28 protein-coding genes are annotated in these 25,175 nt (G+C 73.5%); 17 read left to right on the top strand and 11 right to left on the bottom strand.

The genetic code is table 11. The features are described 5' to 3' along the window. Positions 1-1,167, bottom strand: coding sequence for a glycoside hydrolase family 26 protein (locus ACPC54_RS16210; protein WP_498965431.1), 1,167 nt, complete (start codon positions 1,165-1,167; stop codon positions 1-3). Positions 1,168-1,554: 387 nt separating this feature from the next. Here ACPC54_RS16210 and ACPC54_RS16205 point away from each other — a divergent pair, with 387 nt between their 5' ends. From ACPC54_RS16205 to ACPC54_RS16165, 9 genes are all read left to right on the top strand, one after another. Then, a complete protein-coding gene (locus tag ACPC54_RS16205; protein WP_498965430.1) occupies positions 1,555-2,535 on the top strand; it encodes a hypothetical protein in 981 nt (326 codons plus the stop codon). A gap of 203 nt (positions 2,536-2,738) precedes the next feature. Then, the gene (abc-f, locus tag ACPC54_RS16200; RefSeq protein ID WP_498965429.1) at positions 2,739-4,337 is read left to right on the top strand and encodes a ribosomal protection-like ABC-F family protein; all 1,599 of its coding nucleotides are present in this window, start codon (positions 2,739-2,741) and stop codon (positions 4,335-4,337) included. 328 nt (positions 4,338-4,665) lie between these two features. After that, the gene (locus ACPC54_RS16195; RefSeq protein WP_498965428.1) at positions 4,666-4,899 is read left to right on the top strand and encodes a helix-turn-helix domain-containing protein; all 234 of its coding nucleotides are present in this window, start codon (positions 4,666-4,668) and stop codon (positions 4,897-4,899) included. Positions 4,900-5,142: 243 nt separating this feature from the next. Then, positions 5,143-5,949 carry an enoyl-CoA hydratase/isomerase family protein gene (locus tag ACPC54_RS16190; protein ID WP_498965427.1) on the top strand — a complete coding sequence of 269 codons (807 nt, stop codon included), beginning with the start codon at positions 5,143-5,145 and terminating at the stop codon, positions 5,947-5,949. A gap of 199 nt (positions 5,950-6,148) precedes the next feature. Further along, positions 6,149-6,697 (top strand): Asp23/Gls24 family envelope stress response protein, encoded by a 549-nt coding sequence (locus tag ACPC54_RS16185; protein WP_498965426.1) that lies wholly within the window; start codon positions 6,149-6,151, stop codon positions 6,695-6,697. A 45-nt stretch (positions 6,698-6,742) separates the two neighbouring features. Next, positions 6,743-6,934: a hypothetical protein gene (locus ACPC54_RS16180; protein WP_045699408.1), complete on the top strand. Its 192-nt coding sequence runs from the start codon at positions 6,743-6,745 to the stop codon at positions 6,932-6,934. Further along, complete coding sequence (locus tag ACPC54_RS16175; protein ID WP_498965425.1) at positions 6,931-7,278, top strand: hypothetical protein; 348 nt, start codon at positions 6,931-6,933, stop codon at positions 7,276-7,278. Before ACPC54_RS16180 ends, ACPC54_RS16175 begins: the two co-directional genes overlap by 4 nt. Then, a complete protein-coding gene (locus ACPC54_RS16170; RefSeq protein WP_498965424.1) occupies positions 7,275-7,871 on the top strand; it encodes a DUF6286 domain-containing protein in 597 nt (198 codons plus the stop codon). Before ACPC54_RS16175 ends, ACPC54_RS16170 begins: the two co-directional genes overlap by 4 nt. 8 nt (positions 7,872-7,879) lie before the next feature. Next, a complete protein-coding gene (locus ACPC54_RS16165) occupies positions 7,880-8,503 on the top strand; it encodes an alkaline shock response membrane anchor protein AmaP (RefSeq protein WP_498965423.1) in 624 nt (207 codons plus the stop codon). A 6-nt stretch (positions 8,504-8,509) separates the two neighbouring features. On the opposite strand, the gene ACPC54_RS16160 is transcribed toward ACPC54_RS16165, so the two are convergent. Next, positions 8,510-9,271 (bottom strand): SDR family oxidoreductase, encoded by a 762-nt coding sequence (locus ACPC54_RS16160; protein ID WP_498965422.1) that lies wholly within the window; start codon positions 9,269-9,271, stop codon positions 8,510-8,512. Positions 9,272-9,367: 96 nt separating this feature from the next. On the opposite strand from ACPC54_RS16160, the gene ACPC54_RS16155 reads away from it, so the two are divergent. Together ACPC54_RS16155 and trxA are read left to right on the top strand one after the other, a co-directional pair. Continuing rightward, entirely contained in the window at positions 9,368-9,784 is a 417-nt protein-coding gene (locus ACPC54_RS16155) for a MerR family transcriptional regulator (RefSeq protein WP_498965421.1), read from the top strand. Positions 9,785-9,787: 3 nt separating this feature from the next. Further along, positions 9,788-10,120, top strand: coding sequence for a thioredoxin (gene trxA, locus ACPC54_RS16150; RefSeq protein ID WP_498965420.1), 333 nt, complete (start codon positions 9,788-9,790; stop codon positions 10,118-10,120). Between the two features lie 11 nt (positions 10,121-10,131). On the opposite strand, the gene ACPC54_RS16145 is transcribed toward trxA, so the two are convergent. Together ACPC54_RS16145 and ACPC54_RS16140 are read right to left on the bottom strand one after the other, a co-directional pair. Beyond that, positions 10,132-10,935 carry an SURF1 family cytochrome oxidase biogenesis protein gene (locus ACPC54_RS16145; protein WP_498965419.1) on the bottom strand — a complete coding sequence of 268 codons (804 nt, stop codon included), beginning with the start codon at positions 10,933-10,935 and terminating at the stop codon, positions 10,132-10,134. A gap of 31 nt (positions 10,936-10,966) precedes the next feature. Further along, on the bottom strand, positions 10,967-11,962 hold the full coding sequence (locus ACPC54_RS16140) for a DEDDh family exonuclease (RefSeq protein WP_498965418.1): 996 nt from the start codon (positions 11,960-11,962) through the stop codon (positions 10,967-10,969). 156 nt (positions 11,963-12,118) lie between these two features. Between ACPC54_RS16140 and ACPC54_RS16135 the strand changes: the two genes are divergently transcribed. The 4 genes from ACPC54_RS16135 (at position 12,119) to moaA (ending at position 16,474) form a co-directional block, all read left to right on the top strand. Then, the gene (locus ACPC54_RS16135; protein ID WP_498965417.1) at positions 12,119-13,162 is read left to right on the top strand and encodes a zinc-dependent alcohol dehydrogenase family protein; all 1,044 of its coding nucleotides are present in this window, start codon (positions 12,119-12,121) and stop codon (positions 13,160-13,162) included. 278 nt (positions 13,163-13,440) lie between these two features. After that, positions 13,441-13,797: a DUF485 domain-containing protein gene (locus ACPC54_RS16130; protein ID WP_498965416.1), complete on the top strand. Its 357-nt coding sequence runs from the start codon at positions 13,441-13,443 to the stop codon at positions 13,795-13,797. Continuing rightward, positions 13,794-15,404 carry a monocarboxylic acid transporter gene (locus ACPC54_RS16125; protein WP_498965415.1) on the top strand — a complete coding sequence of 537 codons (1,611 nt, stop codon included), beginning with the start codon at positions 13,794-13,796 and terminating at the stop codon, positions 15,402-15,404. Before ACPC54_RS16130 ends, ACPC54_RS16125 begins: the two co-directional genes overlap by 4 nt. An 80-nt stretch (positions 15,405-15,484) precedes the next feature. Further along, a complete protein-coding gene (moaA, locus tag ACPC54_RS16120; RefSeq protein ID WP_498965414.1) occupies positions 15,485-16,474 on the top strand; it encodes a GTP 3',8-cyclase MoaA in 990 nt (329 codons plus the stop codon). Between the two features lie 177 nt (positions 16,475-16,651). Here the strand turns inward: moaA and ACPC54_RS16115 are convergent, their stop codons facing one another. The 6 genes from ACPC54_RS16115 to ACPC54_RS16090 all read right to left on the bottom strand — a co-directional run bounded on the left by ACPC54_RS16115 (position 16,652) and on the right by ACPC54_RS16090 (position 22,469). Continuing rightward, a complete protein-coding gene (locus tag ACPC54_RS16115) occupies positions 16,652-16,876 on the bottom strand; it encodes a hypothetical protein (protein WP_498965413.1) in 225 nt (74 codons plus the stop codon). Between the two features lie 264 nt (positions 16,877-17,140). Continuing rightward, positions 17,141-17,527: a DUF3099 domain-containing protein gene (locus ACPC54_RS16110; protein WP_498965412.1), complete on the bottom strand. Its 387-nt coding sequence runs from the start codon at positions 17,525-17,527 to the stop codon at positions 17,141-17,143. Positions 17,528-17,651: 124 nt separating this feature from the next. Next, positions 17,652-18,203, bottom strand: coding sequence for an RNA 2'-phosphotransferase (locus ACPC54_RS16105; RefSeq protein ID WP_498965411.1), 552 nt, complete (start codon positions 18,201-18,203; stop codon positions 17,652-17,654). 29 nt (positions 18,204-18,232) lie between these two features. Beyond that, positions 18,233-19,639, bottom strand: a complete 1,407-nt coding sequence (locus ACPC54_RS16100) for a metallopeptidase TldD-related protein (protein ID WP_498965410.1) — start codon at positions 19,637-19,639, stop codon at positions 18,233-18,235. Next, positions 19,639-21,195 (bottom strand): TldD/PmbA family protein, encoded by a 1,557-nt coding sequence (locus ACPC54_RS16095; RefSeq protein WP_498965409.1) that lies wholly within the window; start codon positions 21,193-21,195, stop codon positions 19,639-19,641. Before ACPC54_RS16095 ends, ACPC54_RS16100 begins: the two co-directional genes overlap by 1 nt. Before the next feature lie 128 nt (positions 21,196-21,323). Then, entirely contained in the window at positions 21,324-22,469 is a 1,146-nt protein-coding gene (locus ACPC54_RS16090; RefSeq protein ID WP_498965408.1) for an MBL fold metallo-hydrolase, read from the bottom strand. A 316-nt stretch (positions 22,470-22,785) separates the two neighbouring features. Here ACPC54_RS16090 and fabG point away from each other — a divergent pair, with 316 nt between their 5' ends. Together fabG and fabI are read left to right on the top strand one after the other, a co-directional pair. Continuing rightward, a complete protein-coding gene (fabG, locus tag ACPC54_RS16085; protein WP_498965407.1) occupies positions 22,786-23,505 on the top strand; it encodes a 3-oxoacyl-[acyl-carrier-protein] reductase in 720 nt (239 codons plus the stop codon). Between the two features lie 2 nt (positions 23,506-23,507). After that, positions 23,508-24,275 carry an enoyl-ACP reductase FabI gene (gene fabI, locus ACPC54_RS16080; RefSeq protein WP_498965406.1) on the top strand — a complete coding sequence of 256 codons (768 nt, stop codon included), beginning with the start codon at positions 23,508-23,510 and terminating at the stop codon, positions 24,273-24,275. 76 nt (positions 24,276-24,351) lie between these two features. Here the strand turns inward: fabI and ACPC54_RS16075 are convergent, their stop codons facing one another. Next, a complete protein-coding gene (locus ACPC54_RS16075; RefSeq protein WP_498965405.1) occupies positions 24,352-25,032 on the bottom strand; it encodes a FadR/GntR family transcriptional regulator in 681 nt (226 codons plus the stop codon). Positions 25,033-25,175 lie beyond the last annotated feature (143 nt).

Below are 25,175 nucleotides of genomic sequence, written 5' to 3'. Positions count from 1 at the left end.
TCAGCGTCTGGCCGGCTTGGCGGTGGTCGACGGGGACGGGGACGGCGAGGCCGGGGTCGGGGTGGCCGGTGCGGTCGGCGGTGCGGGCGGTGTCGGCAGGGCCGGGGGAGCAGTCGGCACCGCCACCGGCGCCCCCTTCGAGCCGGACATCAGCTGCTTGAAGCGCGCCGCCGAGCGCGGGTTGCGGTCGCACTGGTAGAAGCCGTGCGGGCAGTAGTCGGTGACGGTCTGGTAGGTGGTGTCGTGGGTGCGCATCCAGTCGACCATCCGCTGCACGAACTCGGGGTTGTCGCCGTTGCGGAACAGCCCCCACTCCGGGTACGAGACCGGCTTGCCGTGCCGGGCGGCGAACTCCACCTGGTCCTGCAGGCCGTACGGCTCGCGCACGTAGTCGTCGAAGCCGGCGCCGGCGGGCTGGTCGTAGCTGTCCATGCCGATGATGTCGACCACGTCGTCGCCGGGGTAGCACTTGGTCCACGGGATCGCGTCCAGGCCCCGGTTGGGCGCGAAGTCGAAGCGGAACCGCTGCCCGGGCACCGAGCGCATCACCCCCACGATCCGCCGCCAGTACGCCTTCCAGGCGGCCGGGTCGGGCCGGCAGCGGTGGGTGTAGGTGACGCCGTTCATCTCCCAGCCGATGGTGAGCACGGTGTCCGCGCCGCCGAGCGCGACCAGCCGGCGGGCGAGCCGCAGGAAGTGGACGTCGAAGTCCCCGCGGGCGCCCTGGCCGAGCAGCTTGGCGACCTCGCCGTCCGAGACGTTCGCCTCGTTCGGCACCAGCATCGGCACGCCGAGCACGAGCAGCCGGGACGGGTCGGCCAGCCGCCACTGCGACCACATGCCGAGCACCACCGGCTCGCCCTCGATGTCGGCCCAGCCGTTGCCCGCCAGGTAGGTGTGGCCGACCTGCAGGTTCGCGTCGCCCAGCCAGCGCGCGTACTGGCCGATCTGCGGGATGTAGTTGTCCCAGGAGCCGACGAACGCGCCGAACGGCGGCTCGTGCTTCGGCCGCTGCACGGGCGGCCGGGGGGCGGCGCCGCGCGGCTCGAAGGCGTCCGAGGAGAGGCTGTGCCGCTCCGACTGGCTGAGCGGCGTCCCGGACGGGACGCTGGCCGTGGCCATCAGCAGCAGGGCGGCGGCGGCCATCGTCAGGCGGCCGATTCGCATGGTCTCTCCTCCGGACGGCGCGGGGCGGGCGGACGGGCGACGGTGCGGACGGACCGTGGCGACCCGCTCGCCGACAGTAGGGCCGGAGGGCGTCGGAAAAGCCGAATGTCACTCTAAAGTGGGCGGTATTCGAACGCCGTCTGCCGCAACGCCGGCCGTGACGGCCGCCGGGCCCCCGCCAGGGGGGCCGTGTATCAGCTCTGTAACGGTCCCGCGCGCCGCTGCCGCCCCGCGCCCGCGGCCCGGCGACCCGGCCCCGGCCCGGACGACGCAGGTGGGCGGGCGGGCGCGCGTGGAGGGCGCACACGGCCCCGTGCGCGGTGGCGGGCGCGGGCGGCGGCCGAATCCCGGCTGACTCGCCCCATCGCGGTTGGATACGCTCCGGCTGTGTCCCGGAAGCCGCTGCGTGTACTGACCCCCCGCTCGATCCTGCCTGCCCTGGCGGTGATGCTGGTCCTTGCGGCCGGAGCGGCGGCGCACGCCAACAAGCCGGAGCCGTTCGGTGACAAGGTGGCCGGACCGGGCAACACCGAGGCCACGCCCGTCAGCTCGCAGTCGCTCACCGCCGCGGACCTGGACCTGCGGGTGGTCGGCGGCGGCCTGGAGGCCTTCCACCAGCAGACCGGCGCGCAGGCCTGGACCTACCGCCGCGAGGGCGCCGAGGCGCTGTACCTGGCGATGGCCGGGGACAACGCGATCGTGGTCTGGGACGACGGCCTGCTCACCTCGGTGCGCCCGGGCGACCACGAGGTGCGCTGGCACCGCGCGGTGCCCGGCCTGACGGACTGGCTGCGCGGCTCCGGCGAGCCCGGTGCCGACAAGCGGACCGACGACCAGCGCAAGGAGCTCGCCAAGCAGCGGGCGAAGGCCGCGCTGCACACCGTCCAGCGGGCCGGCTCGCCCTGGCTGGCCGTGGTCACGCCGAACCTCACCATGGGCCTGCGTGACGCGGACGGCGACCTGCGCTACAACGACAAGCCCGCCAACGGCTGCGTCTACGACCCGCTGCGCACCGTGCACACCGACTACGCCGTGCTCGTGCCGCGCACCTGCACCAACAGCGCCGGGCTGGCCGTCTCCGGCGCGATCACCGGCTTCCGGCTGGACAGCAGTGGCTGGGCGATGAGCACCGGACCGGCGGCGACCGTCAAGGTGCTGGACGCGAGCCGGGTGGAGATCTCGGACGGCCCGGTCGTCCCGCCGCGGGTGTTCGACACCAAGGCGGCCGCGCCCGAGACGGGCTGCGGCAGCGCCGCCGCGCCGTTCGCCGCCGTCCGCCCGCAGGTCGGCTGCGCGAGCCCGGCGGCCGGGGCCCCGCCCGCGCCGAGCGCCGCCCCGGCCGCCCCCGCGGGGACCCCGCAGCCGTAGCCGCAGGTCCGGTACCCCGGGGCGGTACCGCCCCGGGGTGTTCCGCGCGGCCCGGTAGACTTGCCGTCATGGCTGTCTTCTCCGGGCACTAGCGGGCCGCGGCGCCCGTCCAGCGCGCCGACCGCCGTCGAAGCCCCTTCCCGCTCGCCCGGCCCCGGGCCCCCGCCCGGCCGTCCGCTCACGTCCCAGGAGCAGTCCCAGCCATGATCTCCGCCAACGCCCTCGAACTGCGCGCCGGTGCCCGGATCCTGATCGAGTCCGCGAGCTTCAAGGTCGCCGCCGGCGACCGGATCGGCCTGGTCGGTCGCAACGGCGCCGGCAAGACCACCCTCACCAAGGTGCTGGCCGGCGAGGGCATCCCCGCGGCCGGCACGGTGACCCGCTCGGGCGAGGTCGGCTACCTCCCGCAGGACCCGCGCACCGGCGACCTCGACGTCCTCGCCAAGGACCGCATCCTCTCCGCCCGCGGCCTCGACACCGTGCTGAAGAAGATGCGCGAGAACGAGGACCGGATGGCCAACGGCAAGGGCGCCACCCGCGACAACGCGATGAAGAAGTACGCCCGGCTGGAGACCGAGTTCCTGACCAAGGGCGGCTACGCCGCCGAGGCCGAGGCCGCCACCATCGCCGCCGCGCTCGGCCTGCCGGACCGCATCCTCGGCCAGCAGCTGCACACCCTCTCGGGTGGTCAGCGCCGCCGCGTCGAGCTGGCCCGGATCCTGTTCTCGGACTCCGACGTGCTGCTGCTCGACGAGCCCACCAACCACCTGGACGCCGACTCGATCGCCTGGCTGCGGGACTTCCTGAAGACCTACAAGGGCGGCTTCATCGTCATCTCGCACGACGTCGAGCTGGTCGAGACGGTCGTCAACAAGGTCTTCTACCTGGACGCCAACCGCTCCGCGATCGACGTCTACAACATGGGCTGGAAGCAGTACCAGCAGCAGCGCGAGGACGACGAGAAGCGCCGCAAGCGCGAGCGGGCCAACGCCGAGAAGAAGGCCGCGACGCTGAACGCGCAGGCCGACAAGATGCGCGCCAAGGCGACCAAGACGGTGGCCGCGCAGAACATGGCCCGCCGCGCCGAGAAGCTGCTCTCCGGGCTGGAGCAGGTGCGCCAGAGCGACAAGGTCGCCAAGCTGCGCTTCCCGGACCCGGCCCCCTGCGGCAAGACCCCGCTCACCGCGGCCGACCTGTCGAAGTCCTACGGCTCGCTGGAGATCTTCACCGGCGTGGACCTGGCGATCGACCGCGGCTCCCGGGTCGTCGTGCTCGGCCTCAACGGCGCGGGCAAGACCACCCTGCTGCGGATGCTGGCCGGGGTGGAGAAGCCGGACACCGGCGAGGTGACCCCGGGCCACGGCCTGAAGATCGGCTACTACGCCCAGGAGCACGAGACGCTGGACCCGGAGCGCACCGTCCTGGAGAACATGCGCTCCTCCGCGCCGGACACCGACCTGGTCCAGATCCGCAAGATCCTCGGTTCGTTCCTGTTCTCCGGGGACGACGTCGACAAGCCGGCCGGGGTGCTCTCCGGCGGTGAGAAGACCCGTCTGGCGCTGGCCTCCCTGGTGGTCTCCTCCGCCAACGTGCTGCTGCTCGACGAGCCCACGAACAACCTCGACCCGGCCAGCCGGGAGGAGATCCTGGGCGCGCTGCGCGAGTTCACCGGTGCAGTCGTGCTCGTCACCCACGACGAGGGCGCGGTCGACGCGCTCCAGCCGGAGCGGATCATCCTGCTGCCGGACGGGGTGGAGGACCTCTGGAGCCCGGCCTACGCCGATCTGGTCAACCTGGCCTGACCCGACGTAGACGCCTTCTCCGCTATTCGGACCAGAAAAACTGGTACTCACGGCGTGTCCGGGAATGAAGTAGCCCGGTATTCCGTTTGAGGACTTCCCGTCGGCCCGCCACTCGATCGTGGCCGGGCCGACGTTGCTGATCAGCCCTTTCCCGGCGTCCGGCGGCACTCCCCCGGGGGCGTGCACTCTGTGTGAGCGCCCTGGTGCGCTCGGATCACCACCGAAGGTCGGGGCAATCCCGACATCGACCTTGTCGAATGGGTGGCCAGGACGCGGTGTATGGGTGATCATGGGAATCTGACCGAGCAACGCAAATGAGGAGGCACGGGTGGCCGAGACTCTGAAAAAGGGCAGCCGGGTGACCGGTGCCGCGCGTGAGAAGCTCGCGGCCGATCTCAAGAAGAAGTACGACGCCGGGGCGAGCATTCGCGCTCTCGCGGACGAGACCGGTCGTTCCTACGGCTTCGTGCACCGGATGCTGAGCGAGTCCGGAGTGATCCTCCGGGGCCGCGGCGGTGCCACGCGAGGCAAGAACAAGACGGCTGCCGGGGCCGCTTCCTGACGGTCCGTCAGCTCTAGCCAATGGCGCGGCGGCAGGACGCCGGCCGAGGGTGCGGCGCGGTCGGCGCCGACTGAACGTCCACCCCCGGGCCGAGTGGACCGGCCGCCGATCGTCATGTCCGGGGCGGTGTCCGGGGCCGGCCCGCCCCTGGTTTCGTCACTTCACCGGCGCGAGGCCCTGCCGCCGCGCGCCCGGGTTTGTTACTCTCCGGTAGCCCCATCCCTCGCCACCGGAGGTTCCCGCATGACCGCCCCCGCCACCGACCCGCAGGCCCCGAGCTGGGAGCGGGACGGCGTCAGCCTGGAGATCCAGGGTGACCTCGCCGTCGTCACCCTCTGTCAGCCCAAGCGGCGCAACGCCCAGTCGCCCGCGCTCTGGCGCGCCCTCGTCGCGGCCGGCCGCGAACTGCCCGGCAGCGTCCGGGTGGTGCTGCTGCGCGCGGAGGGCGTCTCCTTCTCCGCCGGGCTGGACCGGGCGATGTTCACCCCCGAGGGCATCCCGGGCGAGCCCACCTTCCTGGAGCTCGCCGCCCGCGATGACCAGGGCCTGGACGCCGCCATCGCCTCCTACCAGGAGGCCTTCACCTGGTGGCGCCGCGCCGACCTGGTCTCCATCGCGGCCGTGCAGGGGCACGCCGTGGGCGCGGGCTTCCAGCTCGCCCTGGGCTGCGACCTGCGGGTCGTCGCCGACGACGTGCAGTTCGCGATGAAGGAGACCTCGCTCGGGCTCGTCCCGGACCTCGCCGGGACCAAGCCGTTGGTCGACCTCGTCGGGTACGCCCGGGCGCTGGAGATCTGCGCGACCGGGCGCTGGGTCGGCGCCGAGGAGTCCACCGCGATCGGGCTGGCCAACCTGGCCGTCCCGGCGGCCGAGCTGGACGCCGCCGCGCGGGACCTCGCGGCCGCCCTGCTGGCCGCCCCGCGCGGCGCCGTGATCGAGACCAAGGCGCTGCTCCAGGGCGCCGCGGGGCGCTCGTTCGACGAGCAGCGCTCCGCCGAACGGGTGGCGCAGGCGCGCCGGCTGCGCGAACTCGCCGGCATCGGCGACTGACTGCCGCCGCTCGCCCGCTCGCCCGTGCGGCGTTCCGGGCGGGTGCTCGTCCGCAAGGCCCGGCCCCGGGAAACCACCCCGGGGCCGGGCCTTCGTCGTCGCGTGGGCGGACGCGCCCGGCGGGCGGGGGACGTGGCGCGATGTCAGAGTTGGGGTGGTTTGCGATATAGCTGGAGCCGTACGACGGGAGACCCGCCCCATGCCTGACACTCCGACGCCCTCGACCATGCACAAGCACACCGGCAACGCCCCGACCCCGGGCGCGCCGCCCGCCGCCAGGACCGGCCCGGCCGGCGGCGGCTCCGGCGGCACCGGCGCCGGCGGGCGGCCGGTCGCCGACCGAGGGCGGACGGCGCTGGCCGTGGGCGTGGTCGAGAAGATCGCCGGGATGGCCGCCCGCGAGGTCTCCGGCATCCACGCGCTCGGCTCCGGGCTGGCCCGCACCTTCGGCGCGATGCGGGACCGGGTGCCCGGCGGGAAGTCCAGCGTCGGGCGGGGGATCAAGGCGGAGGTCGGCGAGAAGCAGACCGCCATCGACATCGCGCTGGTCGTCGAGTACGGCGTGGTCATCCCCGAACTCGCCCGCCAGGTGCGGGAGAACATCATCGACGCGGTGGAGCGGATGACCGGCCTGGAGGTCGTCGAGGTGAACATCGCGGTCAACGACGTCCACCTGCCCGACGAGCCGGAGGCCGAGGAGGAGGAAGAGCAGCTGCTCGCCCCGGGGCAGCGGCCCAGGCTCAAGTAGCGCGCGGCGGTGGACGGTTCGGCAGTCGACGACGAGGAGGAGCGGATGAACCTGGCCATCGTCGGCCTGGTGGTGGGCATGGCCCTCGGTTTCGCCGGGTACTTCGGCGGGTTCGCGGCGTTCCTGCTGGTGGCGGCGCTCGGGCTGGTGGGGTTCGTGCTCGGCCGGTTGGCGGAGGGGGACATCGAGCTGGGGGACCTCGGTGACCTGCTGCGCGGGCGGGACCGGCGTCGTTGACGGGGCGCACCGCCACTGCCGCGCGCGCGGCCGGCGGCCGGGGGCGGTTGCGGATCGCGGAGCGCGTCTACGCCCGGATCGCAAGGGCGGCGGCCCGGGAGGCGCTGGCCGGCGTCTGGGCGGGGCGGTCGGTCCGCGGGGCGCCGCCGAGCGTGTCGGTGAGCGTGCCGGGCAGCACGGTGACCGTCCGGGTCGAGGTGGAGCTGCCGTTCCCCGCCGACCTCGCGGCGCTCGCCCGGGGCGTACGGGAGCGGGTGGCGGCTCAGGTCGTCGCGCTGACCGGGACCAGGGTGTCGGAAGTGGTCGTCGTGGTCGAGAAGTTGATCGGCGGTGGAGCCTCGTGAGTGGCGCGGACGAGGTGCCGCACGGGAAGGTGCCGCGGCTGCGGGCGCCGCGGACGGCCGCGGCGGCGCTGGTCGCCACCGCCGTGCTGGTGGCGGCCGGGGCGCTGCTCTACGACGTGGTGGCGGTGCGGGCCGGGCAGCCGGCCCGGCGGTGGCGGGCGCAGCTGGCGGACGAGCTGGCGACCCGTCACCTCGACGACGTGTGGGTGCTGACCGGTGCCGGGGTGGCCGTGGCGCTCGGCGGGTGGCTGCTGTGGCTGGCGTTCGCGCCGGGGCTGCGGCGCTGGCTCCCGCTGTGGCCGTACGGGGAGACGACCGCGGCGATCGACAAGGGCGGGATCGCGCACCTGCTGACCGACCGGGCGGCCGGGCTGACCGGGATCGAGGAGCTGCGGATCCGGGTCGGGCGGCGGCGGGTGCGGGTACGGCTGGTCGGGCCGGCCGATCCGGCGGCGGTGCAGCGGCAGTTGCGGGAGGAACTGGCCCGGGTCGGGGTGGCGCGGCCGTTGCGGCTGGACGTGCGGGCCGCGCGCGGTGCGGGCGGTGCGGTCGGCGAGGCCGGCGACGCCGGGCGGAGCGAGGTGGCCGGATGAGGCGGGCGGTGGTGAACCGGGTCCTGCTGGGGGTGGCGGGCGTGCTGCTGCTCGGGGTGGGGGCGCTGGTGCTGGCGGGCGGGCTGGGCCTGTACCGGCACCTGGGGGTGCAGCCGCCGAGCCGGTGGCCGCTCACCTCGCCGGACCAGCCGCTGCTCAGCGACCGGTCGCGGATGCGGTGGGTGGCGCGGGACTGGTGGTGGCCCGCGGTGGTGAGCGGGCTGTCGGTGCTGGTGGTCGGGATGGCCTGGTGGCTGGTGGCGCAGCTGCGGCGCACCGGGCTGTCGAGCATCGCCGTCCCGACGCCGGGGGCCGGCGGGCTGCGGCTGCGGGTGACCGCGCGGGCGCTGGAGGACGTGCTGGAGCGGGGGACGGCGGTGCTGCCGGAGGTCGAACGGGCGGGGGTGCGGCTGGTGCGGGCGCCCCGGCACCCGCGGCTGCGCGGGGCCGTCCGGCTGACGCCGGGCGGGGATCCGGTCGGCCTGGTCGAGCACTTCGAGGACGGCCCGCGGGCGGACGCCCGGGCGAGCCTGGGGCTGGCGGAGCTGCCGGCCGAGCTGCGGATCCGGGTGCTGCAGGCCGCCCCCGTCGAGCACCGGCACCGGCGGAGGAGGCGGCCGCGCGTGGTGTGAGGAGCCTCAGAGCGTGCGCATCGCGCCGCCGTCGACCGGGACCATGAGGCCGGTCAGGTAGGAGGCGGCGGGGGAGAGCAGGAAGGCGGCGACCTTGCCGAACTCCTCGGGCGTGCCGTAGCGGCCCAGCGGGATGCCGGCGCTGGCGGCGGCGCGGGCGGCCGCCGGGTCGGGTGCGAGGCCGTCGAGCTCGCGGACCCGGTCGGTGTCGATCCGGGCGGGGAGCAGGCCGAGCACCCGGATGCCGCGCGGGCCGAGCTCGTCGGCGAGCGCCTTGGCGGCCATCGCCAGGCCGGGGCGCAGGCCGTTGGAGACGGCGAGGCCGGGGACGGGCTGGCGGACGGAGCTGGAGAGCACGAAGCCGATCACGCCGCCCTCGGTGAGCTCGGCGGCGGCGGTGCGGGCGAGCCGGAGGGCGCCGAGGAAGACGGACTCGAAGGCATCGCGCCAGGCGGCCTCGGGGGTGTCCTGGACGGTGCCGGCCTGCGGGCCGCCGACGCTGATCAGGATGCCGTCGAAGCGGCCGAAGCGGGTGCGGGCCTCGTCGACGAGGCGCGCGGCGGTGGCCGGGTCGGCGTTGTCGGCGACCACGCCGTGGGCGGTGCCGAGGGTGTTCAGCTCGGCCACGGCGGCATCGACGGCGGCCTGGGTGCGGCCGGTCACCAGGACGTGGGCGCCGTCCGCGGCGAGTTCGCGGGCGGTGGCCAGGCCGAGGCCGCGGGTCGCGCCGGTGACGATGTAGGCCTTGTTCTTGAGTCCGAGATCCATGGGGACCATCTTGCCCGCCGGGCGGCCCGGCCCGGGGCTGGCGTTGACGTCGGGGGCAAGGTTTACGGTCGGTGTCCGGAAGCACGGGAGGCGGTCATGCGGATCGGGGAGTTGGCGGAGCGGGCGGGGACCACCACGCGGGCGCTGCGGTACTACGAGCAGCTGGGGCTGTTGCCGGCCCGGCGGGCGGGCAACGGGTACCGGGCCTACGACGAGGCGGACCTGCGGCTGCTCCGGGAGATCCGGATGCTGCGGGACTTCGGCTTCGAGCTGGAGGAGACCCGGCCGTTCGTGGAGTGCCTGCGGGCGGGGCATCCGGAGGGGGACTCGTGCCCGGCGTCGCTGGAGGTGTACCGGCGGAAGCTGGCCGAGCTGGACGCGTGCATCGCGCGGCTGGAGGCCGTCCGGCAGCAGGTCGCCGGGCAGTTCGAGCGGGCGGTGCGGGCGCGGGACGAGTTGGCGGCGGAGGCCGATCGGGCCCCGCTGTGCGGGATGACCACGGAGGAGGAGTAGGCGATGGTGGCGATCGCAGGGGTGCCGGCGGTGACGGACGACACGTTCGCGGCGGAGGTGCTGTCGGCGCAGGGGCCGGTGCTGGTGGACTTCACGGCGGACTGGTGCCCGCCGTGCCGGATGATGGCGCCGGTGCTGGCGGACATCGCGCGGGAGGAGGCGCACCGGCTGCGGGTGGTGAGCGTGGACGTGGACCGCAACCCGCGCACCCAGGCCGCGTACGGGGTGCTGTCGATGCCGACGCTGATGGTGTTCCGGGACGGGCAGCCGGTGCGGTCGGTGGTGGGCGCGCGGGCGAAGGCGCGGCTGCTGCGGGAGCTGGCGGACGTCCTGTAGCGGCCGGGGCCCTACGCGGGGACGGGCTCGGCGCCGGCCTCGGCCTCGGCGGCCTGCTTGGCGCGGTCCTTGGCCTCGCGGCGGGCGAGGACCCAGACGCCGACCGGGATCATCCCGGTGAACAGCCACCACTGGACGGCGTAGGCCATGTGCGGGCCGATGTCCGAGTGGTTGGGATCGGGGATCAGCTGCGGCTGGTCGGCCGGCGCCGGGGTGGTGCCGGTGAGTTCGAGGTAGCCGCCGAGCAGTTCGGTGCCGGTCTCCTTGGTCTGCTGCGCGGTGTTGATCAGGTTGAACTGGCGGTCGGGCAGGCCGGCCCGGTCCTTGACGAAGCCCTCGCTGCCGCCGGTGGTCTCGTCGGGGCGCAGCCGGCCGGTGAGGGTGACCTCGCCGGCCGGGGCGGCCGGGACGGCCGGGTACTCGGTGGCGGTGGCGGCGGAGGCGACCCAGCCGCGGTTGACCAGGACGGTGCCCTTGCCGTCCGAGAGCTTCAGCGGGGTCACCACGAAGTAGCCGATGGTGCCGCTGGAGTCGGTCCGCTTGCGGACCACGAACTCGTGCGCCGGGTCGTACTGGCCGGTGGCCGTCACCGCGCGCCAGGTGAGGTCCTTGGGGACGGCCGTGCCCGGGGCCGCCGACAGGGTGTCGAACGGGACGGGTGCGGCCGTGAGGGCCTTGCCGATCAGCTCGTTCCGGGCCACCCGCGCCTGGTGGCGGTGCAGCTGCCAGAACCCCAGCTCGATCGTCGCGGGGATCAGCAGCAGCGCGATCAGGATGGTGATCAGCCACTGGCGGGTCAGCAGGAAACGGTACACACGGGAACGGTACGCCGACCTCACACCCGGCTCACGCACCGGGGTGCGGGGCGACCTCGCGCAGGAGCTGCAGGAAGGCGTCCTCGCCGACCACCGGGGTGCCCAGCTCACGGGCCTTGCGGGCCTTGCCGCTCCAGCTGTTCGGCTCGTTGGTGACCAGCAGGCTGGTGAGCCGGCTCACCGACGTGGCGATGTGCAGGCCGGCCTCGACGGCGCGGTCCTCCAGCAGCTCGCGGTCGGTGGCGGTGTCGCCGGTGAAGGCCACCCGCATGCCCTGGACGAGCGGCTTGCCGTCCTCCCAGCGGCCCGGGTTCGAGTACGGGCACGGCGGGCGCTTCTTGGACTGGCGGTACTGGGATCCGGTCCAGGAGGAGCGGCCGGGGGCGGCGGGCTCGTCCTCGCCGAGGTCGGTGACCGCGACGCAGTTCTGCAGCGGCAGCGGGACGCCGCCCGAGCGGGCCAGGTGCAGGCTGGGGCGGAAGGCCTCGGCGAGCACCCGGGCGTCGTCCAGGGCGTTGTGGGCGTGGCGCTGCTGGACGCCGAAGTGGGCGGCGAGCGAGGAGAGCTTGCCGTTGGGCAGCGGCAGGCGCAGGTCGCGGGAGAGGACCATGGTGCACAGCCGCTGCTCGACCGGGGCGCGCAGGCCGGCCCGGGAGAACTCGCGGGAGATCATGTTCCAGTCGAAGAGCGCGTTGTGGGCGACCAGGACGCGGCCGCGCAGCCGTTCGGCGAACTCGTCGGCGACCTGGGGGAAGGTCGGGGCGGAGGCGAGCAGCTCGGCGGTGAGGCCGTGGATCCAGACCGGGCCCGGGTCCCGCTCGGGGTTGACCAGGGTGTACCAGTGGTCGGTGACCTCGCCGTCGTGGTCCAGCTGGTAGACGCCCGCGGAGATGACGCGGTCCGAGCGGCCGAGACCGGTGGTCTCGACGTCGACCACCGCGAAGCCCTCGGCGGGGGCGGCGGAGCGCTGGGCGGGGACCGGGGCGGTCCGCGGCGCGCCGTACGTCTCGGGCTGGATCGGTTGCATGGTCCAACAGGATAAGGGGCGGGGCGGCGGACCCGGTCGAAGTGTTCGGGCCGGGTGCCGGGAATAGAGTGGTCGACGGGGGAATTCGGACAGCTGTTCCGACTGCTTTCCGGCAGCCGTTCCGTTTCTGCTCCGCTCCCGTGAGGACGAGATTCCATGCGCGCCACCGTGATCCACGGCCCCAACGACATCCGGATCGAAGAGGTCCCGGACCCGGTGATCCAGCACCCGACCGACGTGGTGGTCCGGGTGCTGAACGCCTGCATCTGCGGCAGCGACCTGTGGGCGTACCGCGGGGTCGCGCAGCGGGTGGCCGGGCAGCGGATCGGCCACGAGTTCCTGGGGACGGTCGAGGAGGTCGGCGCCGAGGTGCGCGGCTTCGCGAAGGGCGACCTCGTGGTGGCGCCGTTCGTCTGGTCGGACGGGACGTGTGAGTTCTGTCGCGACGGCCTGCAGACCTCCTGCCCGCACGGCGGGTTCTGGGGCCAGGTCGGCTCGGACGGCGGGCAGGGCGAGGCGGTCCGGGTGCCGTTCGCGGACGGCACCCTGGTGAAGCTGCCGAAGGAGGCGGCGGGGGACGAGAAGCTGCTGCCCGGGCTGCTGGCGCTGTCCGACGTGATGGCCACCGGGCACCACGCGGCGGTCTCGGCCGGGGTGCGCGAGGGTGCCACGGTCGCGGTGGTCGGCGACGGCGCGGTGGGCCTGTGCGGGGTGCTGGCGGCGCGGCGGCTGGGCGCGGGCCGGATCATCGCGCTGGGCCGGCACACGGCCCGGACCGAGCTGGCCCGGCGCTTCGGGGCGACGGACGTGGTGGCCGAGCGCGGCGAGGCCGCGATCGAGGCGGTGAAGGAGCTGACCGGCGGGCAGGGCGCGCACGCGGTGCTGGAGGCGGTCGGCACCGAGGAGTCGATGCGCACGGCGATCTCGATCGCCCGGGACGGCGGCGCGGTCGGCTACGTCGGGGTGCCGCACGGCGGGAGCGCCGGGGTGGATATCGGCCAGATGTTCGGGCGGAACGTTTCGCTGAACGGTGGCGTCGCGCCGGCCCGCGCGTACATCCCCGAGCTGCTGCCGGACGTCCTCGCGGGCGCCATCGAGCCGGGCCTGGTCTTCGACCGGACGGTGGACCTGGACGGCGTGCCGGACGGCTACCGGGCGATGGACGACCGCTCCGCACTGAAGGTCCGGATCAGCTTCTGACGGGTCGGCGGCTGACGGTTCGTCAAAGTCCTGAAGGGGCGGCATCGCTGGGCGGTGCCGCCCCTTCGGTGTGTGGCCGGCTCCGGTTGTGGAGGTTGTGGCGTTTTTCGGCCAATTGGATGGTGCGAGGGGGTGAACGACTGGCTGATCGTGATCAACCCCTTTCGGGTTGGGCACGACGCTCCTAGCATTGCGCGGCGCGCACGAGAACTGTGACGCCCCTCACGTTCGATCGTTCCCCACGTGTGACCGCTACGCCGAAGGAGTGAGGAGTAAGAGTGGATTCGCCGCCGATCACCACGACCCCTACGGACGTCCAACTCATCGACAGGAGCGAGGAGTTCCGCACGCTACGGCGCTCGTTCCGGAGCTTCGCCTTCCCCGTCACCATCGGATTCGTACTCTGGTACCTGCTGTACGTCCTGCTCTCCTGCTACGCCCCCGGGCTGATGGGAACGAAGGTCGTCGGGCACGTCAACGTGGCCCTGGTGCTCGGGCTGCTCCAGTTCGCCACCACCTTCGCCATCGCCGCCTGGTACGCCCGCTACGCGAACCGGCGGATCGACCCGACCGCCACCGCGATCCGCGAGGCGCACGGCGCCGTCGTCCACGCCCCCCGGGAGTCCGCCGAATGACAGAGCTCGCCAGCTCCGCCACGGAGCACCGCGGCCTGACCATGACCCTCTTCGGGGTCTTCGTCCTGGCCACCCTGGTCATCACCGTCTGGGTCGGGCGGCAGAACCGCAGCGCCGCCGACTTCTACGCCGGCGGCCGCGGCTTCACCGGCTTCCAGAACGGCCTGGCCATCTCGGGCGACTACATGTCCGCCGCGTCCTTCCTCGGCATCGCCGGGGCGATCTCGCTGTCCGGCTACGACGGCTTCCTGTACTCGATCGGCTTCCTGGTCGCCTGGCTGGTCGCGCTGCTGCTGATCGCCGAGCCGCTGCGCAACTCCGGCCGCTTCACCATGGCGGACGTGCTGGCGTTCCGGATGCGCCAGCGCCCGGTGCGCACCGCCGCCGGCGTCTCCACCATCGTGGTGTCGATCTTCTACCTGCTCGCCCAGATGGTCGGGGCCGGCACGCTGGTCGCCCTGCTGCTCGGGGTCAGCGGGGACGGCGCCAAGCGCTGGACCATCGTCGCGGTCGGCGCGCTGATGGTCGTCTACGTGGTGATAGGGGGCATGAAGGGCACCACCTGGGTCCAGATCGTCAAGGCGGTCCTGCTGATCGCCGGCGCCGCGCTGATGACCGTCCTGGTGCTCGCCAAGTACCACTTCAACCCCTCGGAGCTGCTCGGCGCGGCCGCCTCGGCGAGCGGCAAGGGCGAGGCCTTCCTGGAACCGGGGCTGAAGTACGGTGTCAGCAACACCTCCAAGCTCGACTTCATCAGCCTGGGCATCGCGCTGGTGCTCGGCACCGCCGGCCTGCCGCACATCCTGGTCCGCTTCTACACCGTGCCCACCGCCAAGGCGGCCCGGAAGTCGGTGCTCTGGGCGATCGGCATCATCGGCGTCTTCTACCTGATGACGCTGGCGCTCGGCTTCGGCGCGGCGGCGCTGGTCGGCTCCAAGGAGATCAAGGCCGCCAGCGCCTCCGGCAACACGGCGGCCCCGCAGCTCGCCGAGGTGCTCGGCGGCGGTGCCGGGACGACCGGCGGCGCGGTGCTGCTCGCGGTGATCTCGGCCGTCGCCTTCGCCACCATCCTCGCCGTGGTCGCCGGGCTCACCCTGGCCTCCTCCGCCTCCTTCGCACACGACCTCTATGCCAACGTGATCCGGCGCGGCCGGGCGAGCGAGAAGGAGGAGGTGCGCTCGGCGAAGTGGGCCGCGGTGGTGATCGGCGCCGTCGCCATCGTGCTCAGCCTCTACGCGGACAAGCTCAACACCGCCGCGCTGGTCGCCCTGGCCTTCGCGGTGGCCGCCTCGGCCAACCTGCCGACCCTGCTCTACTCGCTGTTCTGGAAGCGCTTCACCACCGCCGGCGCGGTCAGCTCGGTCTACGCCGGCCTGATCAGCTCGGTGGTGCTGGTGGTCTTCTCCCCGGTCGTCTCCGGCGCCAAGACCTCGCTCTTCCCGGACTCCGACTTCCACTGGTTCCCGCTGGAGAACCCCGGCCTGGTCTCCATCCCGGTCGGCTTCCTCGCCGGGTGGATCGGCACCCTGCTCTCCCGCGAACGGGCCGACCCGGCGAAGTACGCTGAACTGGAGGTCCGCTCGCTGACCGGACTGGGCGCCCATTGATCGTTGTGCGATGACTATGCTGGCCCGGCCCCGCCGTCGACGGTGGCCGGGCCGGTCGCATTTCTCGGGAAGGGACGTACGTGCTGCTGGACACCTTCGGTCGGCAGGCTGTCGATCTCCGCGTCTCCCTGACCGACCGGTGCAACCTGCGCTGCACCTACTGCATGCCGGAGGAGGGCCTGCAGTGGCTGGCCAAGCCCGACCTGCTGACCGACGAGGAGATCGTCCGGCTGGTCTCCCTCGCGGTGCGCGAGCTGGGCGTGCGGGAGGTGCGCTTCACCGGCGGCGAGCCGCTGCTGCGGCCCGGACTGGTCGGCATCGTCGAGGCCTGCGCGCGGCTTGAGCCGCGCCCCGAGCTGTCGCTGACCACCAACGGCATAGGCCTGGCCCGGACGGCCGCGGCGCTGCGCACGGCCGGGCTCGACCGGGTGAACGTCTCGCTGGACACCCTCGACCCGGACGTCTTCCACACCCTCACCCGCCGCCGGCGCCACCACGACGTGCTGGACGGGCTCGCCGCCGCCGAGGCCGCCGGGCTGGCACCGGTCAAGCTGAACGCGGTGCTGATGCGCGGGGTCAACGACCACGAGGCGGCCGACCTGCTGGCCTGGTGCCTGGAGCACGGCTACGAGCTGCGCTTCATCGAGCAGATGCCGCTGGACGCCCAGCACGGCTGGGACCGCTCCTCGATGGTCACCGCCGGGGAGATCCTGGACCTGCTCGGCGCCCGCTTCGCGCTCACCCCGGAGCCCGCCGCCGGCCGGGGCGCGGCGCCCGCCGAGCGCTGGCTGGTGGACGGCGGCCCGGGCCGGGTGGGCGTGATCGCCTCCGTCACCCGCCCGTTCTGCCGGGCCTGCGACCGGACCAGGCTCACCGCGGACGGGCAGGTGCGCAACTGCCTGTTCGCGACCGGGGAGACCGACCTGCGCGGCGCGCTGCGCTCGGGGGCGGACGACGCCGAGCTGGCCGCGCTGTGGCGGGCGGCGATGTGGGGCAAGAAGGCCGGGGCCGGCATCGACGACCCGGAGTTCCACCAGCCCGACCGGCCGATGTCGGCGATCGGCGGCTGAGTCCTAGGGCCCGTCTTCAAACCCCCGTCGTCCGCCCGGAGGGCGGGCGGGGCGGCGTTGGGGTGCGTGCATCGCAAGGCGGAGGAGGGAGCCACTGCGGAGCATTGGCGACCGACGACAACGCGGCGAGGTGCGTGCCCCGGCGTCGGCCCGCAGGCGGGGGTTTGAAGACGGGCCCTAGCGGCCCGGGTTCTCCGCTGGCTCGGGCGTCCAGTCGGCGAAGGCGACGGTCTCCTTGAGGAAGCCGCGCACGCCGAGGAACTGCGACAGGTGCTCGCGGTGCTCGTCGCACGCGAGCCAGGTCTTGCGGCGGTCCGGCGTGTGCAGCGCGGGGTTGTTCCACACCAGCACCCAGCGGGCGTCCGCCCGGCAGCCCTTGGCGGAGCAGATCGGGGTGTCCATCGGGCCGTCCTCGGTGCTTGGCGGGTGCGTCGTCACCGCCAGTCTGTCACGCGACCCCGCGCTGCCCGGGCGCGGGCATGGCGACGCCGGGCAGCCACGGGGGGAGCCGCCCGGCGTCGGTCCGTCGCTCCGACGGGGGATGCGGAGCGCGTACGCAGTATGTCACGCCGAGGGCCTCGGATGGGGAGGTCCTGCATGATTAATCTGAGGTTATTTTGAGCTTTCGGCGGTCCACATCATGACGAAACCGACCAGAACGGACAGTCAGCTCACGTCCTGTGAAGAATCGGTGGTCGCCTCCTGAGCCCCGCCCGTACCACCCGGCGCAGGCTTCCCACCCGTCCCACCGGTGCCGCCGGGGCCGAGCATCAGCGGGGTGTCGGCGGGGATGTCGAAGGTGCTCGGCAGACCCGGGGCCCGCTCCCGGCCCGCGTTGGCGATCAGCACCGCGAAGTACGGCAGCAGCACGGCTCCCGCCAGCGCCCCGAAGGCCAGCCAGCGCTGGACGTCCCACAGCACCACGGCGAGCAGCACGCAGACCGTGCGGAGCAGCATCGAGATGACGTACCGGCGCTGGCGCCCCCCGACGTCCTCGCTCAGGCTGCTGCGCGCTCCGGTGATCCGGTAGACCTCGCCACCGTTCTTGCCCATGTGTCCAACCGCCCTCGTCCACGCGTCCGCGTGCCTCGCCGCACGACTTCCTCACGGTACGCCGGAGGCGGGGCGGCGACGAGACCGGGTGGGCGGCGCCCACCCGGTCGGGTGTGCGAGCGCGCTACGAGCGCCGGGAGAGGTACTGCGGGGGGACGGCGTCGGTGAGCCAGACGCCGTTCTCGCTGAGCCGGAACTCGTGGCCGTCCGCCGTCATCGCGGCCGCGTTGACGGTCAGCACCACCGGGCGGCCGTGCCGGGCGCCGACCCGGGTGGCCGTCTCGGTGTCCGCCGACAGGTGGACGTCCTGGCGGGCCATCGGGCGCAGGCCCTCGTGGAAGATCGACGCCAGGTGGCGGTCGGCGGTGCCGTGGTACAGCACCGGGGGCGGCACGGCGGCGGCCAGACCGAGGTCGACCGCCACCGTGTGGCCCTGGTTGGCGCGGATCGAGAGACCGTCCGCGGAGTAGCCGAAACGGCGCTTGTTGTTGGTCGCCACGACGTGGTCCAGCTCGGCCCTGGTCAGCCGGTTGCCCTTGGCCGCCAGGGCGGCGAGCAGCACGTCGATCCGGACCCAGCCGGCCTCGTCCAGCTCGATGCCGACCCGCCCGGGGTCGTGCCGCAGGATGCGGGACAGCATCTTGCTGGTTCTGACCGTCCGCTTCTCGTCCGTCATGTCTCTCGTATCCCCCCGTCGACCAGCGGCTATGAGGCCTGGCTGACCGAACTCATGTTGAAGTCCGCGACACGCACGGGTGGCATCGCGGTGCGGGTGAAGTAGTCGCTCCACTCGCGCGGCAGGCAGCGCTCGGTGCGGCCCACCTCGGTGATCCGGTTCAGCAGGTCCACCGGGGACTCGTTGAACCGGAAGTTGTTGACGGCGCCGACCACTTCGCCGTTCTCGACCAGGTAGACGCCGTCCCGGGTGAGGCCGGTGAGCAGCAGCGTCGCCGGGTCCACCTCGCGGATGTACCAGAGGCAGGTGAGCAGCAGGCCGCGCTCGGTGCGGGCGATCATCTCGTCCAGCGTCGGCGCCGTCGCCTGGTCGGCCGTCTCCAGCACCAGGTTGTCGACGGGCGGGCGCAGCGGCAGGCCGGTGAGGCCGGCCGCGTGGCGGTTGGTGACCAGGTCGTTGAGCACGCCCTCGCGGATCCACTCGGTGGCCTCGATCGGCAGGCCGTTGTCGAAGACCGAGACGTCCCCGCCGGTGGAGTGCGCGAGCACGAACGGCGCGGCCTCCAGGCCCTCCTCGCTCGGGTCGGAGCGCAGGGTCAGCGGCAGGGCGCTGAGCTTGTCGCCGATCCGGGTGCCGCCGCCGGGCTTGGCGAAGACGGTGCGGCCCTCGTGGGCGTCCCGGCCGCCGGAGGACCAGTTGAGGTAGACCATCAGGTCGGCGACGGCCGAGGGCGGCAGCAGCGTCTCGTAGCGGCCGGCCGGCAGGTCGACCTTGCGGGCGCCCCAGCCGAGGCGCTTGGTCAGCTCGGCGTGCAGGGCCGCGACGTCCACGTCGGTGAAGTCACGGGTGGCGGCGCCGGCCCAGGCGGAGCCGGACAGGTCGGCCGTCTTGGCGTTGATCTCGACCATGCCGGTGGGCTGGTCGTGGCGCAGCCGCAGGCCGGTCGAGCTGCCCAGGTAGCTGCTGGTGACCTCGTGGCGGGCGAAGCCGTACAGCAGCTCGCCCTGGGCGGCGGCGCGGGCGAAGGCCTCGCCGAGGGCCGGGCCGAAGGCGTCGAAGACCTCGATCGAGGTCTCCGCCGGGGGCTCGGTGAAGTCCGGGGACGACGGGCGGTCGGCGGCCAGCGGCTGGGCGTCCTCGGCCGGGCCGGCCGCGCGGGCGGCGTCCTCGGCGGCGCGCACCAGGGCCTCGACGTCCTCGGCGGTGACGGCCTCGCGGGAGACCACGCCGGAGGCGGTGCCCTCGGCGCCGTCCACGGTGGCGATCACGGTGAGGCGCCGGCCCCGGGTGACGCCGTTGGTGGTCAGCGCGTTGCCGGCCCAGCGCAGGTTGGCGGTGGACTCCTCGTCGGCGATCACCACGCAGCCGTCGGCGCGGGAGAGGCCGAGTGCCAGCTCGACGAGTTCGTGCGGCCGGTTCGCGGTCAGGTCGGTCATCAGTGACCCGCCTCCTGCTGGGTGTTGAGCACGTTGACGTTGCGGAACAGCGCGGACGGGCAGCCGTGGCTGACCGCGGCGACCTGGCCGGGCTGGGCCTTGCCGCAGTTGAAGGCGCCGCCGAGGACGTAGGTCTGCGGGCCGCCGACCGCGGCCATCGAGCCCCAGAAGTCGGTGGTGGTGGCCTGGTAGGCGAAGTCCTTGACCTGGCCGGCGAGTTCGCCGTTCTTGATGGCGTAGGCGCGCTGGCCGGTGAACTGGAAGTTGTAGCGCTGCATGTCGATCGACCACGAACGGTCGCCGACGATGTACAGGCCGTTCTCCACCTGGGCGAGCAGGCCCGCGGTGTCCGGGCCGTCGGCGGCGGGCTGGAGCGAGACGTTGGCCATCCGCTGCACCGGCACGTGCGCCGGGGAGTCCGCGAAGGCGCAGCCGTTGGAGCGCTCGAAGCCCTTCAACTTGGCCATGCCGCGGTCGAGTTGGTAGCCGACCAGGATGCCGTCCCGGACCAGGTCCCAGGACTGGGTGGCCACGCCCTCGTCGTCGTAGCCGATGGTGGACAGGCCGTGCTCGGCGGTGCGGTCGCCGGTGACGTGCATCAGCTCGGAGCCGTACTTCAGCGTGCCCAGCTGGTCGAAGGTGGCGAAGGAGGTGCCGGCGTAGGCGGCCTCGTAGCCGAGGGCGCGGTCCAGCTCGGTGGCGTGGCCGATCGACTCGTGGATGGTCAGCCAGAGGTTGGACGGGTCGATGACCAGGTCGTAGCGGCCGGCCCGCACGCTCGGGGCCTTCATCTTCTCGGCCAGCAGGCCGGGCAGCTCGGCGAGTTCGGCGTCCCAGTCCCAGCCCGTCCCGGTCAGGTACTCGAAGCCGCGGCCGGCCGGCGGGGCCAGCGTGCGCATGGTGTCGAAGGCGCCGGTGCGCTCGTCGACCGAGGTGGCCTCCAGCTCCGGGTGCAGCCGGATGCGCTGCTGGGTGGTGACGGTGCCGGCGGTGTCCGCGTAGAACTTGTTCTCCTGGACGGTCAGCAGGCTCGCCTGGACGTGCGAGACGCCCTCGGCGGCCAGCAGCCGGGAGCTCCACTCGGCGAGCAGCGCCGTCTTCTCGGCGTCGGGCACCTCGAAGGGGTTCACCTCGTACGCGGAGACCCAGGTGACGTCCCGGTGGACCGGCTCGTCGGCCAGCTCGACCCGCTCGGTGGCGCCGGCCGCCCGGCTGATCCCGCCGGAGAGGCGGGCCACCGCGACGGCCTGCTCGGCGACCCTGGCCGCGGCGCCGGGGGTGAGGTCCACGCCGGCGGCGAAGCCCCAGGCGCCGTCCAGCAGCACCCGGACGGCGAAGCCGAGCTGCAGGCTGTCGGAGGTGCCGGCGGGGCGGGCGTCGCGCAGCCGCCAGGAGGCGCTGCGGACCCGCTCCAGCCGGAAGTCGGCGTGCGCGGCGCCGAGTTCGCGGGCCCGGGTGAGGGCCGCGTCGGCGAGGGCGCGCAGCGGGAGGGCGAGGAACAGCGGGTCGACGGCGCGCGGGGCGCCGACGCGGTCGGCCGGAGGGATCGGAGGCAAGCGGGCTCCCAGGTCGCGGGGGGTGTGGCGCGGGCACCGCACAGGGGCGCCCGCACCGCATCATTTCCCGTCCACCGGGTATTCGGCCAGCACATTTCGGCCGGCCCGCCCGTGGTGGTCGGCCCGTGTCAGCCGACGGTCTCCCACCAGCCGTCCAGCTCCGGCGGGTTGTCGACGTCGACCTGCTCGCCGGGGCGCGGGACGGCCAGCGGGACGGCCTGCGCCTTGGCCTCGGCGAGCAGCCGTTCGACTGGCTCGGCCCACGGGTGCAGGCCGAGGTTGAAGGTGCACCAGTGCACCGGGACGAGCAGGCCGCCGCGCAGGTCGCGGTGGGCGAGCACGGCGTCCTCGGGGGTCATGTGGATGTCCGCCCAGGCCGCGTCGTAGGCGCCGATCTGCACCAGCGCGGCGTCGAACGGGCCGTGCTGCTCGCCGATCCGGGCGTAGCCCTCGAAGTAGCCGGAGTCGCCGGTGTAGAAGACCCGGCGGGTCGGGCCGGCGATCACCCAGGAGCCCCACAGGGTGGTGTTGCGGGTCAGGCCGCGACCGGAGAAGTGGTGCGCCGAGGTGAGGGTGAGCACCAGGTCGCCCAGGGTGCAGGTCTCGTCCCAGTCCAGCTCGATGATGCGGTGCTCGGGGACGCCCCACCGGCGCAGGTGGCCGCCGATGCCGAGCGGCACCGCGAACGGCGCGGACTGGGTGTGCATCAGGCGCTTGACGGTGGCCATGTCCAGGTGGTCGTAGTGGTCGTGCGAGATCAGCACCGCGTCGACCGGCGGCAGCTCCTCCAGCTCCACCGGCACCGGGTGCAGCCGCTTGGGGCCGACGTGCGCGGCGGGGGAGCAGCGGTCGCTCCAGATCGGGTCGAGCAGGACGCGGAAGCCCTCCAGCTCGACCAGCGCGGAGGCGTGCCCGTACCAGGTGATCCGCACGCCCTCGGCGGCCGGGCCGGTGGTCGGTTCGGGGCGGACGGTCGGCACCGGGTGGGCGGGGACCCGGCCGCCGCGCTCGAACAGCATCCGGCGGGCGGTGCCGGCGTCGAAGCCGGGGGCCTCGGAGGCGCGGGCGAGCGTCGAGGGGGCGTTGTGGAAGGCGCCGTCGCGGTACTGCGGCGAGTCGCGCACCCGCTCCTCGCGCTCGGCGTCCGGCCGCCGCCCGAACGCCGCCGGCAGGTCGCGCAGCGACCAGGCGGCCGCGCCGAGGCCTGCCGCCAGGGCGGTCAGGGCCAGCAGTCGTGCGGGTCGGCGGGGACTCCCGGGCCGGGCCTTGGTCATGGGCGCTGCCTTCGTTGTTCGCCGGGACGCCTCGGGGGTCGGTGCGGTCGGTCCCGGGTCGGTCCGCACCACGGGGGCAACGGGTGCACCCGTCCGTGTTGTTCCCGCACAGTGGCCGGAAAGGGGCGTTCGCGCAACCCCTCGGTGCGCCGACCTGCGGAGTCGGGCGCGGTGACCGGGATTGTCGGATTGCGACAGTTCCTCCGGTGCGGCGCTGTGGGAGCCCGATGCGCCGCCGTCGCCGGGCGCCCGATAGCGTCACAGACTGCGTACGCATTCCGACGTACGCGCAGACCCAGGGGAGAGAGGTGGATCGTTGAGCCGCTCGGTTCTCGTCACCGGAGGAAACCGGGGCATCGGCCTCGCGATCGCCCAGGCCTTCGCCGAGGCGGGCGACAAGGTCGCCATCACCAGCCGCTCGGGCGAGGTGCCCGAGGCGCTGGCCAAGTACGACGTCCTCGCGGTGCGCTGCGACATCACGGACGCCGCCCAGGTCGACGCCGCCTTCACCGAGATCGAGGCGAAGCACGGCGCGGTCCAGGTGCTGGTCGCCAACGCGGGCATCACCAACGACACCCTGCTGCTGCGCATGTCCGAGGAGGACTTCACGTCCGTCCTGGACACCAACCTCACCGGGACGTTCCGGGTGGTGAAGCGCGCCTCCAAGCTGATGATGCGGGCCAAGAAGGGCCGCGTGGTCCTGATCTCGTCCGTGGTGGGCCTGTCCGGCTCGCCGGGCCAGGCGAACTACGCCGCGTCGAAGGCCGGCCTGGTGGGCTTCGCCCGCTCGCTGGCCCGCGAGCTGGGCCCGCGCAACATCACCGTCAACGTGGTCGCCCCCGGCTTCGTGGACACCGACATGACCGCCGTGCTCAGTGACGAGCGCCGCGCGGAGATCGTCGCCGGCGTGCCGCTGGGCCGCTACGCGGCGCCCGCCGAGGTCGCCTCGACCGTGCGGTTCCTCAGCTCGGACGAGGCCGCGTACATCACCGGAGCCGTCATTCCCGTGGACGGCGGATTGGGCATGGGTCACTGATCATGAGTGGAATCCTCGAAAGCAAGCGCATCCTCATCACCGGTGTGCTGATGGAGTCGTCCATCGCCTTCCACACCGCCCGGCTCGCCCAGGAGCAGGGTGCGGAGATCATCCTCACCGCGTGGCCGCGCCCGAGCCTGACCGAGCGGGTCGCCCGGAAGCTGCCGAAGCCGGTGAAGGTGCTGGAGCTGGACGTCTCCAACCCGGAGCACCTGGCCGGCCTGGCCGACCAGGTCCGCGAGGTCCTGCCGACCCTGGACGGCGTCGTCCACTCGATCGGCTTCGCCCCGCAGGACGCGCTCGGCGGCAACTTCCTGGACACCCCGTGGGAGTCCGTGGCCACCGCGATGCACGTCTCGGCGTACTCGCTGAAGTCGCTGACCACGGCGCTGCTGCCGCTGATGCAGGACGGCGGCTCGGTCGTCGGCCTGACCTTCGACGCGCAGTTCGCCTGGCCGCAGTACGACTGGATGGGCCCGGCCAAGGCCGCGCTGGAGGCCACCAACCGCTACCTGGCGCGCTACCTGGGCGAGCGGGACATCCGCTGCAACCTGGTCTCGGCCGGTCCGATCGGCTCGATGGCCGCGAAGTCCATCCCGGGCTTCACCGAGCTGGCCGACACCTGGAACCAGCGCTCCCCGCTGAAGTGGGACCTGAGCGACCCGGAGCCGGCCGGCCGCGGCATCGTCGCGCTGCTGTCGGACTGGTTCCCGAAGACCACCGGCGAGATCGTCCACGTGGACGGCGGTCTGCACGCCATCGGCGCCTGACGCCCGCCCCGCCCGTACGCCGCTGCCCGGCACCCCTGATCGCAGGGGGTGCCGGGCAGCGGCGTTTGCGCGCTCCTCAGGACTCGGCGCAGGCGTCCGCGCAGACGCCGATGGCGCGGCCGGCCTCCACCGAGGCGCGTCGGCTGTCACCGTCCCGGATGGCCTCCAGGATGGTGTCGTGGCCGACGTAGCGCTCGGCGATCAGCTCGGGGCCGACGTCCTTGCGCAGGTGCTCCCGGGTGACCTCGCCGAGGTCGGAGTAGACGGCGAGCAGCGCGTCGTTGTGCGCGGCGGCGACGACGGCCTGGTGGAAGGCGGCGTCGGCCTGGACGAAGGCCTCGGCGTCCCCGGACTGCCAGGCGCTCTCGCGGCGGGCGAGCGCGGCGTCCAGCAGCGCGAGGTCGCGCTCGGTGCGGCGCTCGGCGGCCAGGCCCGCCGCCGAGGTCTCCAGCGTCGCCCGCAGCTCGGCGACCTGCGCCGGGTCGGCGTCGGCGAAGCGGCGGTGCATCACCCCGGCCAGCTCGCTGGTGGCGAGGACGTACGTGCCGGAGCCCTGCCGGATGTCCAGCAGTCCGTTGTGGGCGAGGGCGCGGACGGCCTCGCGGACGGTGTTGCGGGCCACCCCGAGCTGTTCGACCAGGGCCGCCTCGGTGGGGATGCGCGAGCCGACCGGCCACTCCCCGGAGGTGATCTGGGCGCGCAGCTGGGCGATCACCTGGTCGGACAGCGGGGTGCGCCTCGGCGAGGACAGCGCCACGGGGGTCTCCTTGCGGCTACGGCTCGGGTGGGGCCGGGTGGATGGTGTCCGGTGGATGGCCGGGGGGTGACGGCGGATGACGGGGGACGGGCGGTCGGCCCATCATGCCAATTCCGAGGTGCATCAATTCATCCCATCATTCT

It is taken from the genome of Kitasatospora sp. NPDC094028 (genome assembly GCF_049543595.1).
In the GTDB taxonomy this organism is placed as follows: Bacteria; Actinomycetota; Actinomycetes; order Streptomycetales; family Streptomycetaceae; genus Kitasatospora.
This window is presented reverse-complemented; position numbering and strand designations above follow the sequence as displayed.